The sequence below is a fragment of the Pseudanabaena sp. UWO310 genome, from assembly GCF_006861605.1.
GTDB lineage: Bacteria > Cyanobacteriota > Cyanobacteriia > Pseudanabaenales > Pseudanabaenaceae > Pseudanabaena.
In genome coordinates this window covers 1-18,046 of record NZ_SELU01000014.1, presented here as the reverse complement: position 1 = coordinate 18,046, position 18,046 = coordinate 1, and the positions used below count along the sequence as shown (strand labels likewise).

The window sequence follows — 18,046 nt, the reverse complement described above, 5'->3', positions numbered from 1 at the left end:
CGCTGCCTTAGCTTTACTACTTCGCAGCCACAGGTATACCCAAAATATCCTCAATGCGAGGCATATCCTTAAGCGCAATCACCCGACCTTGATCTTCAAAATTGGCAATCTGGTCAAAGTTGAGATAGCGATAGAGGTCATTGGCAAAAGGATCGATCTTTCTGGTAATGATCGCCTTGTATTCTTCCACCGTGGGAATGCGTCCGAGTAAAGCACAGACCGCCGCTAGTTCTGCCGAACCGAGATAGACACGAGCATCCTTGCCCATGCGGTTATTAAAGTTGCGGGTAGAAGTCGAGAAGACGGTTGCACCATCGGCGACCCTTGCCTGATTGCCCATGCAGAGAGAGCAGCCAGGAACTTCCGTTCTTGCACCAGCAACACCAAAGGTACTGTAAATACCCTCTTCCTTAAGTTGGAACTCATCCATACGGGTAGGTGGGGCGACCCAGAGACGCGCTTTGACAGCAGCTTCTTTTTCGAGAACCTTAGCAGCGGCGCGGTAATGCCCGATATTAGTCATGCAGGAACCGATAAACACTTCATCCACGCGATCGCCTGCCACTTCCGAGAGCAACTTCACATTGTCTGGATCGTTTGGTGCGGCAACAATGGGCTCCTTGATCTCATTGAGATCGATTTCGATAATTTCCGCATATTCGGCATCGGGCTCGGCTTTCATGAGCGAGGGATTAGCAAGCCATTCTTCCATTTTGGCGATACGGCGCAAGAGAGTCTTAGCATCGCTATAGCCACGGGCGATCATATTCTTCATCAAAGCAATATTCGATCGCAGATATTCGGCAACTGTTTCCGTACTGAGCGCGATCGTACTGCCAGAGCAGGAACGTTCGGCAGTGGCATCGGTTAACTCAAAGGCTTGTTCGACTTTTAGATCGGGTAAACCTTCAATTTCCATAATTCGCCCAGCGAAGACATTCTTTTTGTTCTTCTTCTCCACGGTAAGCAAACCTCTTTGAATCGCAATATAGGGAATCGCATTCACGACATCGCGGAGGGTAACACCAGCTTGCAATTCACCCGTAAAGCGGACTAAGACCGATTCGGGCATATCGAGGGGCATAATGCCAAGAGCCGCAGCAAAGGCGACTAATCCCGAACCTGCGGGGAAGGAAATGCCCAAGGGGAAACGGGTATGGGAATCGCCACCAGTACCGACGGTGTCGGGCAAGAGCATTCTATTTAACCAAGAATGGATAATGCCATCATTGGGGCGTAGGGCAACACCGCCACGATTGGAAAAGAAATCGGGAAGTTCTTTGTGGGTTTTGATGTCGGTGGGTTTGGGATAGGCGGCCGTATGACAGAAGCTCTGAATCACGAGATCGGCACTAAATCCCAAACAAGCGAGTTCCTGCAACTCATCACGGGTCATCGGTCCTGTTGTATCTTGGGAACCCACGGTCGTCATCAAGGGTTCGCAGGAGGTGAAGGGGCGCACACCCGCAACACCGCAAGCTTTGCCCACTATCTTTTGAGCGAGGGTATAGCCTTTGCCAGTATCGGCAGGAATAGCAGGAAGAATAAAGATATCACTTGCGGGTAGTCCGATCGCATGGCGCGTTTTAGCGGTCAAACTGCGTCCAATTAGGAGGGGAATTCGTCCACCCGCCCGCACTTCATCGGCGATCGTATCAGGAGCGAGACTGAAGGTAGAGAGGGTTTCACCAGCCGCATTGGTAATTTTACCTTCACGAGTATGGATGGTAATTACATCCCCCATCTCTAAATTTGAGACATCGCACTGGATCGGCAAAGCTCCCGCATCTTCAGCAGTATTAAAGAAAATCGGAGCGATCGTACTTCCCAAAATTACACCCCCCGATCGCTTATTGGGGATAAAGGGAATGTCATTGCCAATATGCCATAGCACCGAGTTAATCGCCGATTTGCGCGAAGATCCCGTTCCCACGACATCACCCACAAAGGCAACGGGATGCCCCTTTTGCTTGAGTTCGGCGATCTTTTGTAAGCCTTCAGGCATCATCGATTCCAACATACTCAATGCATGGAGAGGAATGTCAGGGCGGGAAAAAGCCTGAGAGGCGGGAGAAAAGTCATCGGTATTGATTTCACCTGTTACTTTAAATACCGTAACTGTCAAGGTTTCGGGTAGGACAGGACGACTGGTAAACCATTCTGCGGCAGCCCAAGACTCGATCACCGATCGCGCTCTAGCATTAGTTTTTGATAGTTCTAAGACTTGATTAAAGGCATCAAATACTAGGAGAGTTTTCTTCAAGGCTGTGGCGGCAAGCTCTCCCAACTCATCATTGGTTAATAGCTCGATTAAGGTCTGGACGTTATACCCGCCCACCATCGTTCCCAGTAGTTCCACGGCCAAGGTTGGCGAAACTAGGGGTGATTGATGTTCACCTTTAGCGATCGCCGTTAGCCAGCCAGCCTTGACATAGGCAGCTTGATCAACTCCAGGGGGAATGCGATCGCGTAGCAACGATAATAAAAATGCCTCTTCGCCAGCAGGGGGAGCTTGTAACAAATCACAAAGCGCTGAAGTTTGCGTTGCATTCAAGGGTAAAGGGGGAATGCCTTGCTGGGCACGTTCGGCAACATGGTCGCGGTAAGCGGATAACATAGGTATTTATTCTTGATTTTTTACAAATACTTAATCTATTATCCTATTACTGCCACCCGTTTCGATTCGGCGCGTAAATTACAATCCTATAGCAATGCTTGAATTAACGTCAGTTCGGGTTAAGCTAGCAAATTTTAAGATCCCAAAAGTAAAAGCCTTGCATAGCAAGGCTTTTACTTTTGGGCTTTGAGAAAGGGTTTGCTACGCAAACCCTTTCTCAAAGCCCATTTCAAATTATCCCAAACTCACGTTAATTAGCTTGTGATTGAGAGCTTTTATTTGAGATTTTTTTCGTAACAGGATGAGCAAATATAGCAACGTAAGAGATAATACCAATTCACGAAAGTGTGACAACACTTTTGGAAATTGGTATAACTTGGTATAACTAGGACAAATCAAAAGCCAAAGGCAATAGGCGGCGCTTCACGCCGCCTATTGCCTTTGGTTGTCTCTATCAACTTGTCTGCAAAGTAAAATGGAAACTAGTACCAATAGAACAGGATAAATCTAGATTTGCCCTCAATTGCTGCGTTAAAATCCTCACTAATCTTAATCCCAGAGAAGTTGTCGCCTTAAAATCAACAGTCTGCGGAAGCCCAATTCCATTATCACGAATAATTAAATGCAAAACATGATCTTCTATAGAATTATATAAAACTACTTCAATTAGCCCCTTATTGTGATTTGGGAATGCATATTTAAAGGCATTAGTTAATAATTCATTCACAATCAACCCCATCGAAATTGCCGTGTCAATATTTAACAAGGTGGGCTTAATATCTAACTTTAATTCAATATCGCTAGCATTAAAGTTTGTAGAACTATAGAGATTCACAACTAACCGTTGGAGATATTCACAAAAATCAACCTTATCCACATCCTGAGATTGATATAACTGTTCGTGGATGAGTGACATTGTATGAATCCGTCGCTGACTATCGGAAAGGGATTTCAGGGCTTCCACATCGCTGACATGGCGAGCTTGCATCGATAGCAAACTATCAACTACACTTAGATTATTTTTAACTCGATGATGAACTTCTCTTAACAGGACTTCTTTCTCAGCAAGGGATGATTGCAATCTCGTTTCTACTTCTTTTAATTCCGTAATATCCGAGGCCGCACCAATAATTTGCTTCACACTACCATCATCATTATTCAAGAAAATAGTTTCTTGACTGTAAAACCATTTCCATTTGCCATGAATATCTTTCATGCGATACTCAATAACAAATAGGTCTTCCATTTTGTTATCGCGAATATCTTGATAGTGTTCGTTGACCTTAGGTAAGTCATCGGGATGAATAATGCTGGAAATCATTGATTCCCCCATTGCTTGTATTTCTGAAGGAGTATAGCCCAGCAAATGGGTAATTGCTTGATTGCAGTAAATATTACGACTTTCTTCAATATCGTAGATATAGAGAATATTAGGAGTCGTATCGGCGATGCGTTGAATGAATTGTTGGCTACTTTTGAGGGCTTGCTCTGCTTGCTTACGCGTTAAAGCGATCGCAATATAAGTAACAATAGTTTGGGTTAACTGGACTTCTTCTTCGGTGAACTGTCTTGGTAGATCGAAATAAGCAACTATGTCTCCTAAATGTCGATGCTCGTACTCTAGGGGAAATACGGCTAAGGCTCCGATATTTTCATCATGGCAAATCCTTTGTAAAGTTCGATCGCTAGGTAATATGGCACAGTAAGGAAAAGTGCGATGTTTAAATTCTTCGCGATTATCAAAGCCTTCAAAAAAATTCTCGATTTCCCGCTGATATTCTTGACTAATCCCCACGGATTCTCGGTAACGCAGACAATGCCTAGAGTCATTAGTAAGTATTGCAGCTCGGGAAGTTCGGAGAGCAGGACAAATGCCATTGAGAGCAATTTGATAGATTTCATTAATAGTCTGAGCCGCATTCAAAGCTGATACAAAATCACACATCAACCTTAATCGCGTCAACTGTAAGTTGAGTCGATCTTCTGCTAGCTGCTGATTGGCGATCGTCTGCACCAACTGAAAATTAACTTCTCTGAGTTCAGTTTTTACTCTAGCCATGGTGCTCACCTCCAACAATCGCATTCTTAATTCTCAAACTTGGGGAACCACAGCCAACAGCCAAACCACTTTGTCCACCCTTGCCACAACCTCCCGACTCGTCCCATATAAAGTCGTTACCGATCGCCTCAATATCCGCCAAAGTCTCAAAGGCATTGCCTGAGATGGTGACATCTTTTACGGGTTCAGCAATTTTGCCATGGCGAATCATCCAAGCCTCCCCTGCGGTAAAGGTAAACATTTCACCATTGGTCATTCCTCCCTGCCAATTTTTGGCATACACACCGATCGGAATGTCGTTAAACAAGTCAGCAACAGGAATATTTCCTCTGGCAATCCAAGTATTAGTCATGCGGACAATTGGCGGATAGTGATAATCCAAACAGCGAGCATTGCCTGTAACCTTTTCACCCAACTTTCCCGCAGTTTCTCGCGAATGCAATCTACCAACTAATACACCATCGGCAATTAACTGAGTTGTAGTTGCTGCTACGCCTTCATCGTCATACAGATAGCTACCACGATGTTCGGCGATGTCCGCCCCATCAAAAATCTGTAAATCGGGCGAGCCAAATTTTCGACCAAGGCTCATAGTTTCTAACATGTCAGGATTTTCATAGAGCATGTCAGCCTCCGAAAGATGCCCAAAAGCCTCGTGAACGAACAATCCTGCTAAAATCGGGTCAATCACAACTGTGTAACTATTACCCCGTACCATTGGTAGATCCAAGGCTGTAACGGCTCGCTGAGCCGCACCGATTACTTGGGGCTCTAAATTTAGCAGATCGCCATAGGCGCGTCTGGAACCAAAGGTTTCTCGACCAGTTTGAACAATATCGCCATTTCTGGCGATCGCCGAAGCTCTTAATTCCCAGTCAGCCCATTCTTGCTCGATCGTCGTCCCCTCTGAGGTGACCAAGAGGACTTGCTGCGTGCAATCCCCATAGCGGACTGAAGTACTCACTACGCGATCGGAAACCGATCGCAAAATATCGCTGTAATGAGTGCAAAGATCTTTTTTGTCAATCAGGGGAATCTGTTGGGGATCTTCTTTAATGAGGGATACTTTTGCCTGTAAAGGCTCTACGGCTGCTAATAAAGTTTCGGCATTACCTACCCATTTAGCTGCCGCGATCGCTTCTTTGATTTTTAGTTCTAAACTATCTAGATCGTTAAAGCTAGCAAATCCCCAGCCACCTCGATGACAAGCCCTCACCTGTCCGCCGAGTGAGATCCCTGTACTCAAGGTTTCGACCTTGCCACTGCGTAAAAAAATATCAGCCCCTTGCGATCGTTCTAATCGAATCGCAAAAAAATCTACCTGAGACTTATATTTACTAACCAAGTCCAAAATGCGATCTTTAACTTGCCATATATGCATATACAAAGCTCACAGGAAAAGCTATTTACGCGTTCTCTTTTGAATTATCGCACAAAAATATCGTCTTTATAGATAAATTAGGTATAACTCTAGTCAGGTTAATTAAAGCAAAAAAAGAGAGTTGTGTTATAAAACACCGCCACTCACATTAGAACAAATCAAAACCCCAAAGATGGGGAGAGGCGCTTCGCGCCTCTCCCCATCTTTGGGGTTTTGATTTAAGACATAAAAATCAGAAGAGTGTTGCGGCGCAAAGCGCCGCAACACTCTTCTGGTTTTTGTTTTTGTCCTAACATAACTGGCTACTACTATAAAAAAGCTCCCCTTTCGGAGAGCTTTTTTATTTATCTAGATTTGGACTAGAGCATCACTCGGAATTAACCGTTGATAGCAGGAGCAGCCATAGCAACAGGTGCTACATCAACAGCAGCCAAATCGAGAGGGAAGTTGTGAGCATTGCGCTCGTGCATTACTTCCATACCCAAGTTAGCGCGGTTGATTACATCTGCCCAAGATGGTACGACACGACCTTGGCTGTCAGAAATCGATTGGTTGAAGTTGAAACCGTTCAAGTTGAAAGCCATGGTGCTTACGCCCAATGCAGTGAACCAGATGCCAACTACTGGCCATAGAGCCAAGAAGAAGTGCAAGGAACGGCTGTTGTTGAAAGAAGCGTATTGGAAAATCAAGCGACCGAAGTAACCGTGAGCGGCAACGATGTTGTAGGTTTCTTCTTCTTGTCCAAACTTGTAACCAGCGTTTTGGCTTTCGTTTTCGGTGGTTTCACGAATCAAGCTGGAGGTTACCAAGGAACCGTGCATGGCACTGAACAAGGAACCGCCGAACACACCTGCTACTCCCAACATGTGGAAAGGATGCATCAAGATGTTGTGCTCTGCTTGGAATACGATCATGAAGTTGAAAGTACCAGAGATACCCAAAGGCATACCGTCAGAGAAGGATCCTTGTCCGATTGGGTAGATCAAGAATACTGCGGTTGCGGCGGCTACTGGTGCAGAGTAGGCTACGGCGATCCAAGGACGCATACCGAGGCGGTAGGACAATTCCCATTCACGACCCATGTAGCAGAAAATACCGAGCAAGAAGTGGAAAATTACCAATTGGTAAGGACCACCGTTGTATAGCCATTCATCAAGGCTATCTGCTTCCCAAATGGGGTAAAAGTGCAGGCCAATCGCGTTCGAGGAAGGAACGACTGCGCCAGAAATCATGTTGTTACCGAATAGCAAGGAACCTGCTACTGGTTCACGGATACCGTCAATATCAACTGGAGGTGCTGCGATAAAGGCGATTACGAAGCAAATGGTTGCTGCCAAGAGGCATGGGATCATGATTACGCCGAACCAACCGATGTATAGACGGTTGTTGGTGCTTGTAATCCAGTTACAAAACTGATCCCAGATAGATGCGCTTTCGCGTCTCTGTACTGCTGTTGTCATTTTTGTGTTTAGGTTAAAAATTTATTTAGTGCAAACTTGCGTTCACATTAACAAATATATCAAATTGTTAAGAATTGTCAATAATCCTTTTTGTAGAGATGGGATAACCGATCCATAACATCAGCGTCATTAACATTGACAAGTATAGCAAGTATATAAAAGCCAAGAGGGGAAGAGCTGTGCAACGCGTAGCCCTTCCCCTCTTGGCTTTTGATTTTGTCCTGACGCAATTTGTCCTGACGCAAGTGGCGACAGCGATAAGTAACTGGCGCAATTAAATATAAAACTCAAAAACCTGTAGCGCACGCTGCGCGTGCGCTACAGGTTTTGATTCTGGGTTTTAATTATGCCCAGCTACTTACTTGTTACTTATTCGTAAATCCAAGCAGTTAGGCTAGGTTTCCACTCCACCAGCTCTTCGGGCTTAAACCACAGCGCAATCTCCGTTTGAGCAGTCTCGATCGCATCAGAACCGTGAATGATATTGCGTCCAATATTTACACCAAAATCACCACGAACTGTTCCTGGCTCAGCGGTTAGAGGATTGGTCGCTCCAATAATTTTGCGTGCTGAAGCCACTACGCCATCCCCTTCCCATACCATTGCCACAACAGGCCCTGAGGTAATAAAGTCAACCAGCCCTACAAAAAATGGTCTTTCTTTATGTACTGCATAGTGGCTTTCGGCTAATTCGCGGGTGGGTTGCAACAATTTCAGTCCGACGAGCTTGAAGCCTTTAGTTTCATAACGACGAATAATTTCTCCGACTAGGTGACGTTGCACGCCATCGGGCTTAACTGCCAAAAAAGTACGTTCCATGATCTCTGTAAAAGTATTCCTAAGAGTATTAAGCAATTGTAAAGAAGTTTACAGAAAGCATTATTTCATTTTAAGGAACGCAAATAAAATAAAGTTATGGCAATCACCCTATGTAGCTGGACATAATTAAAACCCAGAATCAAAGCCTTTAGTGCACGCTGCGCGTGCGCCACAGGCTTTTAGGTTTTATATTTAATTGCGCCTAGCTACTTATACCAATTCCCAAAAGTGTGGCTACACTTTTGGGAATTGAAAAACAAACCTAGTAAGGGTTTTAAAATCACAAAATGGCGTAGCTATTTTGTGATTTGGTATTATACCCATTCACTAAAGTGAGCCAACACTTCAGTGAATTAAAAAATAAACCCCGTAAGGTTTTGAGATTCCCAAAATGGCGTTGCCATTTTGGGAATTGGTATTAGATGCGATCGAGGACATTTTTTTGAAACCATCGCTTGATCTGAGGTTGCATTTTGAGTTCCAACAGATAAGCAATACCAAGAGTTAGCGCCAGCCAAATCAGTAGGCGAATTATAAAACTGCTGGGGGAGCCACTCACAGCGGGAAATCTATGCATAAAATTCAGCATCGGCATATGCAAGACGTATATACCGTAGGAGATACTGCCAAAAAACGTCAGCTTGGAAAATATATCGGGACTCATTGTCCAGCCCCAAAGCCCAAAGCCCAAGAACATTTGCACTGCGGCAATTACCCAACCCTCAGCGTTAAAAAGTTGTTTGGTTGCCAAAAGATAGCTGGTTTGAAATAGGGGCAAAGCGATCGCGATCGCACCAAGCAGACGTAAATGAGGAATTTGGCGTTTGGTGAGGGCGGCAAACAGCAAAACGCATAGAGGAAAGTAAACAAAGTCGGTGATACTAATTTCTGGTAGGGCAATTCCTGTAAACCCAAGGTTAGCGAGTAAGGTTTTACCAATGGTTAGCTTGTCTGTAGCGATAAAGAGCAGGATATAGGAGACAACTGGCAATTTCGCCAAAGATCCAGAACTTGGCTTTTTCCAAGCCAGCCATAATCCAAATAGCCAAAATATCCAGCCTACGGCATAACCCGAAATAATGGATGGGAACCAAGGAATCCAAGGAGAGACGATCGCCACCACTAGAGAGCCAAGCATTAACGGCATAACTTGGGGACGAAAATACCAAATAGCGAGAAAGACTATGTAGTAAACGATTTCATAATGTAAAGTCCACAGCACTCCATTGCCAGATAACAATGCCGATACGCCACCTTGCAAGAAAAACAAATTGCCCACGATCGTTTTCCATGAGTCCGTGGGAGAAGACAGTACGCCTAAAATAATCGCAATTATATAGATAGGATATAGGCGAATAAATCTTCTTAATAAATACCGAATGGCATTGGATTTGGTAAAGGGTAGTTGATTGGTGAGTCCAATTACATACCCAGATAAGGCAAAGAAGATTAAAATCCCACCATGAGCTGCATTAAAAAGGGAGCCAAAGGAAAAGGTGGGATGGTAAGCAGGATCGAGCTTAAATTCGTAGAAAAATATATGCGAGTAAGCAACCCAGAGCGCTGCCAGTCCTCGTAAGCCTTCTAAGGCGTAGTCATAAATTTTGCGACCTTCAATCTGGGTATCAACTATTGGAACAAAGCGATCGCGCAAATCAGCATCATCGGAAATTTGATTTTGCATGAGCCTCAATAATCACTAAGGATTTATTAAATTTATAGCTGTCGCTAAGTGTAGACATAAACCGCAAGAGTTGGTTGGCGGCGCGAAGCGCCGCCAACCAACTCTTGCGGTTTGATTTGTCCTAAATCAAGTGAATGTAGCTCTAACGTCAGTTCGGGTTAAAGTTCGGGTTAAGCTGGCAAATATTAAAAGCCCCAAAGTAAAAGCCTTGCTACGCAAGGCTTTTACTTTGGGGTTTTGAGAAAGGGTTTGCGTAGCAAACCCTTTCTCAAAACCCATTTCAAATTATCCCGAACTCACTTTGAGATATTTATCCCCATCCATGTTCTAGCAAAAACTCTGGAGTAATTACCGATCTGGTCTGGGGCAAAGCGGAATTATTGGCTACTTTCAGAAATTTTTCGACATATTTACCCAGTAGATCGCCTTCTAAATGCACCCAACTACCGATATCTAAATCCTTTAAAGTAGTGTTTTCATAGGTATGGGGAATGACAGCAACACGAAAATTCGTACCTGATTCATTGCAATAGGAGACGGTAAGACTAATTCCGTTAATCGCAATACTGCCTTTAAATACAATGTAGCGAGCGACTTCGGGAATTGCTTCAAAGCTGAGTTCCCATGAATTACCGACGAGGATGCGATCGCTTAGTTTCCCCATACCATCAATATGTCCCGATACAAAATGCCCGCCAATTTTATCGCCCACTGCTAAAGCGGTTTCGAGGTTTACATATTTCAAACGGCGATCGCCAAAGTTAGTGCGACCGAGAGTTTCGGGCGAAACATCGGCAACAAAATTGGTAGCAGAAACTTGAGTTGCCGTCAGACAGACCCCATTCACCGCGACGCTATCACCGATCGCAATTTTACCGACGAGATCGGGACAATAGATCGCCAAGCGATCGCGATCGCGATGTTCGATGATACCGATGGTTTGTACGAGTCCTGTAAACATTGTTAGTAGAGAAATATTAGTAGAAATAAGAGAGAGCAGTGGGTAAGACCTGCGGCGCAGGTCTATCTGGATTGTAATTAGGTAGAGAGATGCTTTGCTTTTTTGCTTATATGGGGTTAACTCAGTAAATCAGTTAACTGATTAATACTGCGGGCTGCTTGCTTTTGAGGATCGTTAGAATGGGGAGCGTTAGCAATAGAGCGATCGCGATTTAGCCAAAAAGCATTCATTCCTACCGATGTCGCTCCTTGATAATCTTCACTGAAACTATCGCCAATATGCCAAGCCAAATCAGGCGATCGCTCTAGGTGATGTTTGGCAAGGGCGCTCTGGAAGATCAAGGGATCGGGCTTGGCAGCACCAACCTCCGTCGATATTGTGATGGAATGAAAGTAATCTGCTAATCCTAACTCTGATATTACGGAATAGAGACGACTGTCAAAATTGGATAGTAAGCCGAGGGAGATCCCTTGCTGCTGCCAAAAATCCAAGGCGAGGAAGACCTCTTCATAAACAAACCAAGGCGCAGCCGTAGCAAAGTATGCATAGAGACTCTGAAAGAAAGCATCAAAATCGGAAAACTTCGCAAAATCCCCTGTTTGCCTAAAGGTCTGCTCCGCAAGCGATCGCCACCATACATATTCAGCCTCAGCAATATCAGCCCCCTGCAAATGGGGAAAAGCCATCCTTGGAGCCGCTTGAAAACTTTGATAAAATGCACGATTAATTAATGTAGGGTCGAGCTTAACATCAAAATTCGCCGCAACCTGTGCATACTGCTCACCCACACTACCATCCACCCCAAACAAAGTACCTACTGCATCTATATAAATAACCTGAGGCGATCGCATTATATTTCGGGGAAATTACTGAGAAAATTACTGAGATAAATTACGAGTTGTACTGATACAATGACAGCCAAATCTTGCAAAAACTGCCTCTAATATTGTACAAGGGTCAGCCTATTATGGCAGATGTTCATTTTCTAAGGATGAGATGGTTGGATTAAGGAGTACTTTTATGCATATATCTCAATTTGGCAAATTAATTCTATTTACAGTCATAGCTTGTACTCCTTTACCGATTTGGGCGCAAACAACCACAAACCAAACTCCGTCAACATCACCCCAGCCTCCTACTTCTAATCTCAAGCCATCGGCTCAGTTTAATCTGGCTACCCCCAAATTAAACGTGGGCGAATCTCAGGATTCCTTTCGCTACACCCTAGGCGCGGGAGATAACATTAAGATCGATGTTTTTAATGTCCCCGAACTATCGGGAACCCAAACGATCGCTCCCGATGGAACTATTAATATTTCTTTAATTGGAGCCATTAAATTAGAGGGATTGGGACTCGATGAAGCCACTACGTTACTCCGCACAAAGCTCGACCCCTTCCTCGTCCGCAATATCGTTAATATATCCTTGCTCACGCCTCGCCCCCTCAATATTGCCGTCGTAGGAGAGGTAAATCGCCCTGGCCCAAGATTTTTGAATTATGCTGGCACTGCATCCACGGGGGCTAGTGCGGCAACTCTAACCAGAGCGCTCGAATCCGCCGCAGGAATCACCTCAAGAGCCGATATTAGCAATATTCAAATTTCTCGTCGTGATGGCATTGCAGGTCGGCGCATTATCAAGATCAACCTCCAAGATTTATTGGAAAAGGGAGATATTAGCCAAGATGTTCGCATTCTTGATGGTGATTCGATCCTCGTGCCACCTCTAGCTGAGGCAGGTGCATCACAGACCAGACTGGTTGGCAATTCCACCTTTTCTCCTGACACCTTCACCATTCAAGTAGCGATCGTGGGTGAGGTGAATCGAGTCGGCCCGCAAACCTTAGTCTACTCAAGGAATGGGGTACTTTCCACAGGGCTTACGGGAGCCTCGACCTCGGCGGGAACTGCCTCAGGTGGTGGACCAGTTACCCTCAGTCGCGCGTTACAAGCCGCCAATGGCGTAACGGAAATCGCCGATATTCGCAACGTCCAAATTTCAAGACTGAATGATAAGGGACAGCGCACCATTGTTAAAGCAAACTTACTAGACCTAATTACGAAAGCCGATCTCAGTCAGGATATTACCCTCACCGATGGCGATCTGATCACCGTTCCAAGGTTAGCGAAAACGAACCCCTCTGAATATCTACAGGTTGCTAAGGCAACATTTTCGCCGACAACGATTACCGTACAGGTCGTAGGAGAAGCCGTGCGTCCTGGAGCTTTGCAACTCAGACCCAACAGTTCGTTTACAGAAGCGATCTCCTATGCAGGCGGGCTCACCAATGACGCAGACTGGCGGGCGGTCGAGCTTTATCGCGTCAATCCCGATGGCACGATTATGCGTCGGGATCTGGTTGCCGATCTCAATTTACCAATGAGTGAGGAATCTAATCCTGGATTACGCGATCGCGATGTCATCGTCGTGCGTCCATCCTTTGGCTCTAGCTTACTGAACTCGACCACTAGATTTTTGGGGAATATTATCAATCCCTACTCTCTCATCAATAATGTGTTTAGAAAATAAGTTAAGTAAGCACAATTAAATATAAAACCCTAAAAGCCGTGGCGCACGCTACGCGTGCGCCACGGCTTTTTAATATCTAGCTAAATAATATCTGGCTAAATAATATCTGGCGAAATATTGTTAAGCACCTCAGCATAATTAAAATCCAAATCTAAAAGCTGCGGCGCACGCGGCGCGTGCACCGCAGCTTTTAGGGTTTTATATTTAATTAAGCCCACTTATACCAATTCACGAAAGTGTTGTCACACTTTTGTGAATTAAAAACTAAATCTAGTAAGGGTTTTCGAGTTAAGAAATGGCTACGCCATTTCTTAACTTGGTATTACTTATCAAGTCATCAATCATTTTTGCAAAAAGAAATTCATGAAAATCCTCGTTACTGGCGGTGCAGGCTTCATTGGATCACACCTAGTCGATCGCTTAATGACCTCTGGTCATGCAGTTATATGTATAGATAACCTCTATACGGGCAGAAAATCGAATAACGAACAGTGGCTCGATCATCCCAACTTCCAATTTATAGAACATGACATTATCAATTCTATTGCGATCGAAAATATCGAAAATATCGATCAGATCTATCATCTAGCTTGCCCAGCCTCACCCGTTCATTATCAATCCGATCCGATTCAAACTGCTAAAACCAACTTCCTAGGAACTCTCCATATGTTGGAATTAGCAAAACAATGTAGAGCCAGACTTTTGCTCGCTTCAACTTCTGAGGTTTACGGCGATCCGCTCATCCATCCTCAGACTGAAGACTATTGGGGCAATGTCAACTGTACAGGGATTCGTAGCTGCTATGACGAAGGCAAACGGATTTCCGAGACACTAGCATTTGATTACCATCGCCAATTTGGGGTAGAAATTCGGGTAGCGAGGATTTTTAACACCCATGGCGCGAGAATGCTCGAAAATGATGGGCGTGTCGTTAGTAATTTCATCGTTCAAGCCCTTAAGGGAATCCCGCTCACTATTTATGGAGATGGCTCCCAAACTCGCAGTTTCTGCTACGTATCGGATCTCGTCGAAGGATTGATGCGCTTGATGAATGGCAAATATATTGGTCCCGTGAATTTGGGTAATCCTGGTGAATATACGATTCTACAACTAGCGCAGACAATTCAACGGATGATCGATCCGACAGCAGCCTTAGTGTTTAAACCTTTACCCCAAGACGATCCTCAACGTCGTCAACCCGATATCTCGCGGGCCAAGTTCCACTTAGGCTGGGAACCAACTGTCCCCTTGGAAGAAGGGCTGTCAAAAACGATCGCCTATTTTCGCGATCGCCTAGCGAATTGAGCGAGCTAGAATTTCTCCTCAAGCTCCAATTGCTGGATTAAGATATATTTAAATGGATAAAAAAGTATGCGTGTTTGTGTAATTGGAACGGGTTATGTCGGCTTAGTCACAGGTGCTTGTCTTGCCTACATCGGACATGACGTGATCTGTGTTGACAATAACGAAGAGAAGGTTAAGCTGATGAAATCGGGACAGTCGCCGATTCATGAACCAGGGCTACCAGAAATCCTCACCGAGTCAATCCGTCAAGGCAAGATTGAATTTACAACGGATATCGCCACAGGTGTAAAGCATGGAGAAGTTCTATTCATTGCTGTGGGCACACCTTCACTTGCCGATGGACGCAGTGATATGCGCTATGTAGAGGCCGTAGCTCGGAGCATCGGCGAAAGCCTGACGGATGGATATCGTGTCATTGTCAATAAATCCACCGTTCCCATTGGTTCTGGGGATTGGGTGAAGATGATCGTCCTTGATGGCATGGCTGGTCAAAGTAACGATCAAATTCAATTTGATGTGGTCAGCAATCCCGAATTTCTCCGTGAAGGGGTCGCGGTTTACGATACGTTTAATCCCGATCGCATTGTGGTTGGTAGTGATAGCGATCGCGCACTCAAACTAATGCAAGAACTCTATACGCCAATTATCGATCGCTCTTTTGCGGAAGACAAAACCCTTGCGCCAGTGCCCGTAGTCGTGACCGATTTGAACTCCGCCGAGATGATCAAGTATGCCGCCAACGCATTTTTGGCAACCAAGATCAGCTTTGTCAATGAGATCGCCAATATTTGCGATCGCGTCGGCGCAGATGTCAAAGAAGTGGCTCGCGGGATCGGGTTGGACTCGCGGATTGGCTCGAAATTCTTACAAGCTGGCATCGGCTGGGGAGGCTCTTGCTTTGGTAAAGATGTATCGGCGCTGATATATACGGCGGAAGACTACGGATATTCTACGGAAATCCTCAAGGCCTGTGTGCGGGTGAATGAGTTACAGCGCATTCTGGTAGTTGAGAAATTACAGCAAGCGCTGAAGATATTAAAGGGAAAAACCATTGGCTTATTGGGAATGACCTTTAAACCCGATACGGACGATATGCGCGATGCTCCTGCCCTGACCTTAATCGATCAACTCAGTCGTTTAGGCGCAAGAGTAAAAGCTTACGATCCCCTCGTTTCACAATCGGGATTGCGGCAGGGTTTTTCCAATGTCATTGTGGAAACGGATTTAGAGCGTTTAGCCGATGGCTGTGATGCGGTAGTCCTAGTAACGGATTGGCAGGAGTTTTTAGCGATCGATTATGCCAAGATGCTAAGACTCATGCACCATCCTGTGATTGTCGATGCCCGCAATTTCCTTGATGGAAAAGCTCTCAAAGCCTTGGGATATCAGTATATTGGTATTGGGCGTTAATTTTTTTCTAAGAGCTATTTCTAATGCCAAGTTAAGAAATGGCATAGCCATTTCTTAACTTGAAAACCCTTACTAGGTTTAGTTTTTAGTTCGCAAAGTGCGATCACGCTTTCGTGAATTGGTATAACAAGGAGCATAAGCATATGTCGAAATCTAAGAAGCATCATGGCGACAAGTCTGCGAAATCTGAGCCAAAGCGAGAAGAGAGTTTATTAGATTTAGGCAATTCGGAGGTAGCTACAAATAATCCGATCCCGTCTAAATTATTAGAGTTGCCCAAGCTGTCCAAAAAGATTTACGAAAAGGAACTAAAACACCTACAGATAGAACTCGTCAAGCTACAGGAATGGGTGAAGCATGAGGGCTTGAAGGTAGTTGTGCTCTTTGAGGGAAGAGATGCGGCTGGCAAGGGTGGTGCGATTAAAAGCATTACCCAGTCTCTCAACCCACGGATCTGCCGAATTGTGGCTCTGGGTAAACCTTCCGACCAAGAACGTACGCAATGGTATTTCCAGCGCTATACGGCGGAATTACCTGCGGCGGGTGAAATGGTGCTGTTCGATCGCAGTTGGTATAACCGTGCAGGGGTCGAGCATGTCATGGGATATTGTACCCACGAAGAATATGTGGAGTTTCTGCGTTCCTGTCCTGAGTTTGAAAACATGATTCAGCGATCGGGCATTATTTTAATTAAATATTGGTTTTCAGTGAACGATACCGAACAGGAGGCTCGATTTCAAGATCGGATTAAGGATCCTCGCAAGCGATGGAAGTTCAGCCCGATGGATTTAGAGGCGCGATCGCGTTGGGTAGAATATTCTAAAGCCAAGGATGATATGTTTAATGCTACAGACACTCAGCTATCGCCTTGGTATGTAATCGATGGCGATGACAAGCGACGGGCAAGACTCAACTGTATCAATCATCTATTGGCGAAAATTCCTTACGAGGATGTTTTGCCTAAGCCTTTCGATCTCCCACCTTTGCAGAATAAAATGACCTATGTGCGTCCTCCCCTCTATTTACAGAACTTCATTCCCGATGTAACTTCCCATTTATAGCTATTTCCTCTCAGAAACCATTTAAGAATTCACTAGATCCCCCCCAGCCCCCCTTAAAAAAGGCAGGGCTGTTTCAAGAATGGGTAATAGAGAGATTAAAAGAGTAAAGATGACATGGCAGGTATATTGTGAGATATTTGGTCGATAGCAGACTTTATCGACTCAAACCCATGCATTCTAAATATAGATAGTACCCAAGTCTTGATAATTGATAGATTAATTGGTGCATTCCCAGCCCTTTGAAGACTCTTGTCCTCGTTAAAAATGACATCTTTGACCCAATGTAGGCGATTTTCAATATGCCAATGCCCTCGAATCGCTTTGGCAATCCGTTCAGATGTTGGACTCAAAGAACTGAGATAGTAACTCAAAGTACTGAATACATTGCCATCACGTTCTCCAGAACGAGTAACTCGTATCACCGATTGGACATTTTCCCAACTTGGGTCAAGGGTTGCTGGTGGGGAAAATACCTCCACCAATCTTTGGACTGTACGTCCTTTCGATAAATCATGCTCCATCTTGACTTGCAGAGGAGTTGCATGGTCTGTCTGGGATTGAATTGCGGCTTGGAGTTTTGGTTGATTTTTTTTTACCTTAATGATGTAGTCGTTTTTGCTCTCGACAATTGCTGCTACTGTCTTTTTTTGACAATGTAAAGCATCCATCGTAAATACATGGTTTTCCAACTTAAGTTGTGATAGCAGTTGTTGAATAACACTGATTTCACTCTCTTGTTTGTTCTCCATGATGGCACTTG

Annotated in this window: 13 protein-coding genes; 4 read left to right on the top strand and 9 right to left on the bottom strand. The window is 44.8% G+C overall.

Features of this window, described 5'->3' with window-relative positions; genetic code table 11:
* Positions 1-16 precede the first annotated feature (16 nt).
* The 8 genes from acnB to PseudUWO310_RS06385 all read right to left on the bottom strand — a co-directional run bounded on the left by acnB (position 17) and on the right by PseudUWO310_RS06385 (position 11,832).
* Complete coding sequence (gene acnB / locus PseudUWO310_RS06420; protein WP_142599915.1) at positions 17-2,617, bottom strand: bifunctional aconitate hydratase 2/2-methylisocitrate dehydratase; 2,601 nt, start codon at positions 2,615-2,617, stop codon at positions 17-19.
* A gap of 454 nt (positions 2,618-3,071) precedes the next feature.
* Positions 3,072-4,676, bottom strand: a complete 1,605-nt coding sequence (locus tag PseudUWO310_RS06415) for a histidine kinase dimerization/phosphoacceptor domain -containing protein (RefSeq protein ID WP_190315927.1) — start codon at positions 4,674-4,676, stop codon at positions 3,072-3,074.
* Positions 4,669-6,057, bottom strand: coding sequence for a TldD/PmbA family protein (locus PseudUWO310_RS06410; RefSeq protein ID WP_142599913.1), 1,389 nt, complete (start codon positions 6,055-6,057; stop codon positions 4,669-4,671). The genes PseudUWO310_RS06415 and PseudUWO310_RS06410 overlap by 8 nt, the downstream gene beginning before the upstream one ends.
* Before the next feature lie 377 nt (positions 6,058-6,434).
* Complete coding sequence (gene psbA / locus PseudUWO310_RS06405) at positions 6,435-7,517, bottom strand: photosystem II q(b) protein (protein WP_009626479.1); 1,083 nt, start codon at positions 7,515-7,517, stop codon at positions 6,435-6,437.
* A gap of 369 nt (positions 7,518-7,886) precedes the next feature.
* Positions 7,887-8,336 (bottom strand): nucleoside-diphosphate kinase, encoded by a 450-nt coding sequence (gene ndk / locus PseudUWO310_RS06400; protein WP_142599912.1) that lies wholly within the window; start codon positions 8,334-8,336, stop codon positions 7,887-7,889.
* 418 nt (positions 8,337-8,754) lie between these two features.
* Positions 8,755-10,020: an acyltransferase family protein gene (locus tag PseudUWO310_RS06395; RefSeq protein ID WP_142599911.1), complete on the bottom strand. Its 1,266-nt coding sequence runs from the start codon at positions 10,018-10,020 to the stop codon at positions 8,755-8,757.
* A gap of 310 nt (positions 10,021-10,330) precedes the next feature.
* A complete protein-coding gene (gene ribE, locus PseudUWO310_RS06390; protein ID WP_142599910.1) occupies positions 10,331-10,981 on the bottom strand; it encodes a riboflavin synthase in 651 nt (216 codons plus the stop codon).
* Positions 10,982-11,097: 116 nt separating this feature from the next.
* A complete protein-coding gene (locus PseudUWO310_RS06385) occupies positions 11,098-11,832 on the bottom strand; it encodes an HAD-IA family hydrolase (protein ID WP_142599909.1) in 735 nt (244 codons plus the stop codon).
* 169 nt (positions 11,833-12,001) lie between these two features.
* Here PseudUWO310_RS06385 and PseudUWO310_RS06380 point away from each other — a divergent pair, with 169 nt between their 5' ends.
* The 4 genes from PseudUWO310_RS06380 (at position 12,002) to ppk2 (ending at position 17,286) form a co-directional block, all read left to right on the top strand.
* Positions 12,002-13,510, top strand: coding sequence for an SLBB domain-containing protein (locus PseudUWO310_RS06380; RefSeq protein WP_142599908.1), 1,509 nt, complete (start codon positions 12,002-12,004; stop codon positions 13,508-13,510).
* Between the two features lie 363 nt (positions 13,511-13,873).
* Positions 13,874-14,815 carry a UDP-glucuronic acid decarboxylase family protein gene (locus PseudUWO310_RS06375; RefSeq protein ID WP_142599907.1) on the top strand — a complete coding sequence of 314 codons (942 nt, stop codon included), beginning with the start codon at positions 13,874-13,876 and terminating at the stop codon, positions 14,813-14,815.
* Between the two features lie 66 nt (positions 14,816-14,881).
* The gene (locus PseudUWO310_RS06370) at positions 14,882-16,225 is read left to right on the top strand and encodes a UDP-glucose dehydrogenase family protein (protein WP_055074445.1); all 1,344 of its coding nucleotides are present in this window, start codon (positions 14,882-14,884) and stop codon (positions 16,223-16,225) included.
* Between the two features lie 143 nt (positions 16,226-16,368).
* Entirely contained in the window at positions 16,369-17,286 is a 918-nt protein-coding gene (gene ppk2 / locus PseudUWO310_RS06365; protein WP_223805561.1) for a polyphosphate kinase 2, read from the top strand.
* Positions 17,287-17,381: 95 nt separating this feature from the next.
* On the opposite strand, the gene PseudUWO310_RS06360 is transcribed toward ppk2, so the two are convergent.
* Positions 17,382-18,046: ISAs1 family transposase (locus tag PseudUWO310_RS06360; RefSeq protein WP_142599906.1), on the bottom strand; the 665-nt coding region annotated here is incomplete at its 5' end.

What these genes read in the sequence shown, in the direction of transcription:
- ppk2 (WP_223805561.1), top strand. Translation starts at nt 16,369, where the DNA reads ATGTCGAAATCTAAGAAGCATCATGGCGACAAGTCTGCGAAATCTGAG.
- PseudUWO310_RS06395 (WP_142599911.1), bottom strand. Translation starts at nt 10,020, where the DNA reads ATGCAAAATCAAATTTCCGATGATGCTGATTTGCGCGATCGCTTTGTT.
- acnB (WP_142599915.1), bottom strand. Translation starts at nt 2,617, where the DNA reads ATGTTATCCGCTTACCGCGACCATGTTGCCGAACGTGCCCAGCAAGGC.
- PseudUWO310_RS06410 (WP_142599913.1), bottom strand. Translation starts at nt 6,057, where the DNA reads ATGCATATATGGCAAGTTAAAGATCGCATTTTGGACTTGGTTAGTAAA.
- ndk (WP_142599912.1), bottom strand. Translation starts at nt 8,336, where the DNA reads ATGGAACGTACTTTTTTGGCAGTTAAGCCCGATGGCGTGCAACGTCAC.
- PseudUWO310_RS06415 (WP_190315927.1), bottom strand. Translation starts at nt 4,676, where the DNA reads ATGGCTAGAGTAAAAACTGAACTCAGAGAAGTTAATTTTCAGTTGGTG.
- ribE (WP_142599910.1), bottom strand. Translation starts at nt 10,981, where the DNA reads ATGTTTACAGGACTCGTACAAACCATCGGTATCATCGAACATCGCGAT.
- PseudUWO310_RS06380 (WP_142599908.1), top strand. Translation starts at nt 12,002, where the DNA reads ATGCATATATCTCAATTTGGCAAATTAATTCTATTTACAGTCATAGCT.
- PseudUWO310_RS06370 (WP_055074445.1), top strand. Translation starts at nt 14,882, where the DNA reads ATGCGTGTTTGTGTAATTGGAACGGGTTATGTCGGCTTAGTCACAGGT.
- psbA (WP_009626479.1), bottom strand. Translation starts at nt 7,517, where the DNA reads ATGACAACAGCAGTACAGAGACGCGAAAGCGCATCTATCTGGGATCAG.
- PseudUWO310_RS06375 (WP_142599907.1), top strand. Translation starts at nt 13,874, where the DNA reads ATGAAAATCCTCGTTACTGGCGGTGCAGGCTTCATTGGATCACACCTA.
- PseudUWO310_RS06385 (WP_142599909.1), bottom strand. Translation starts at nt 11,832, where the DNA reads ATGCGATCGCCTCAGGTTATTTATATAGATGCAGTAGGTACTTTGTTT.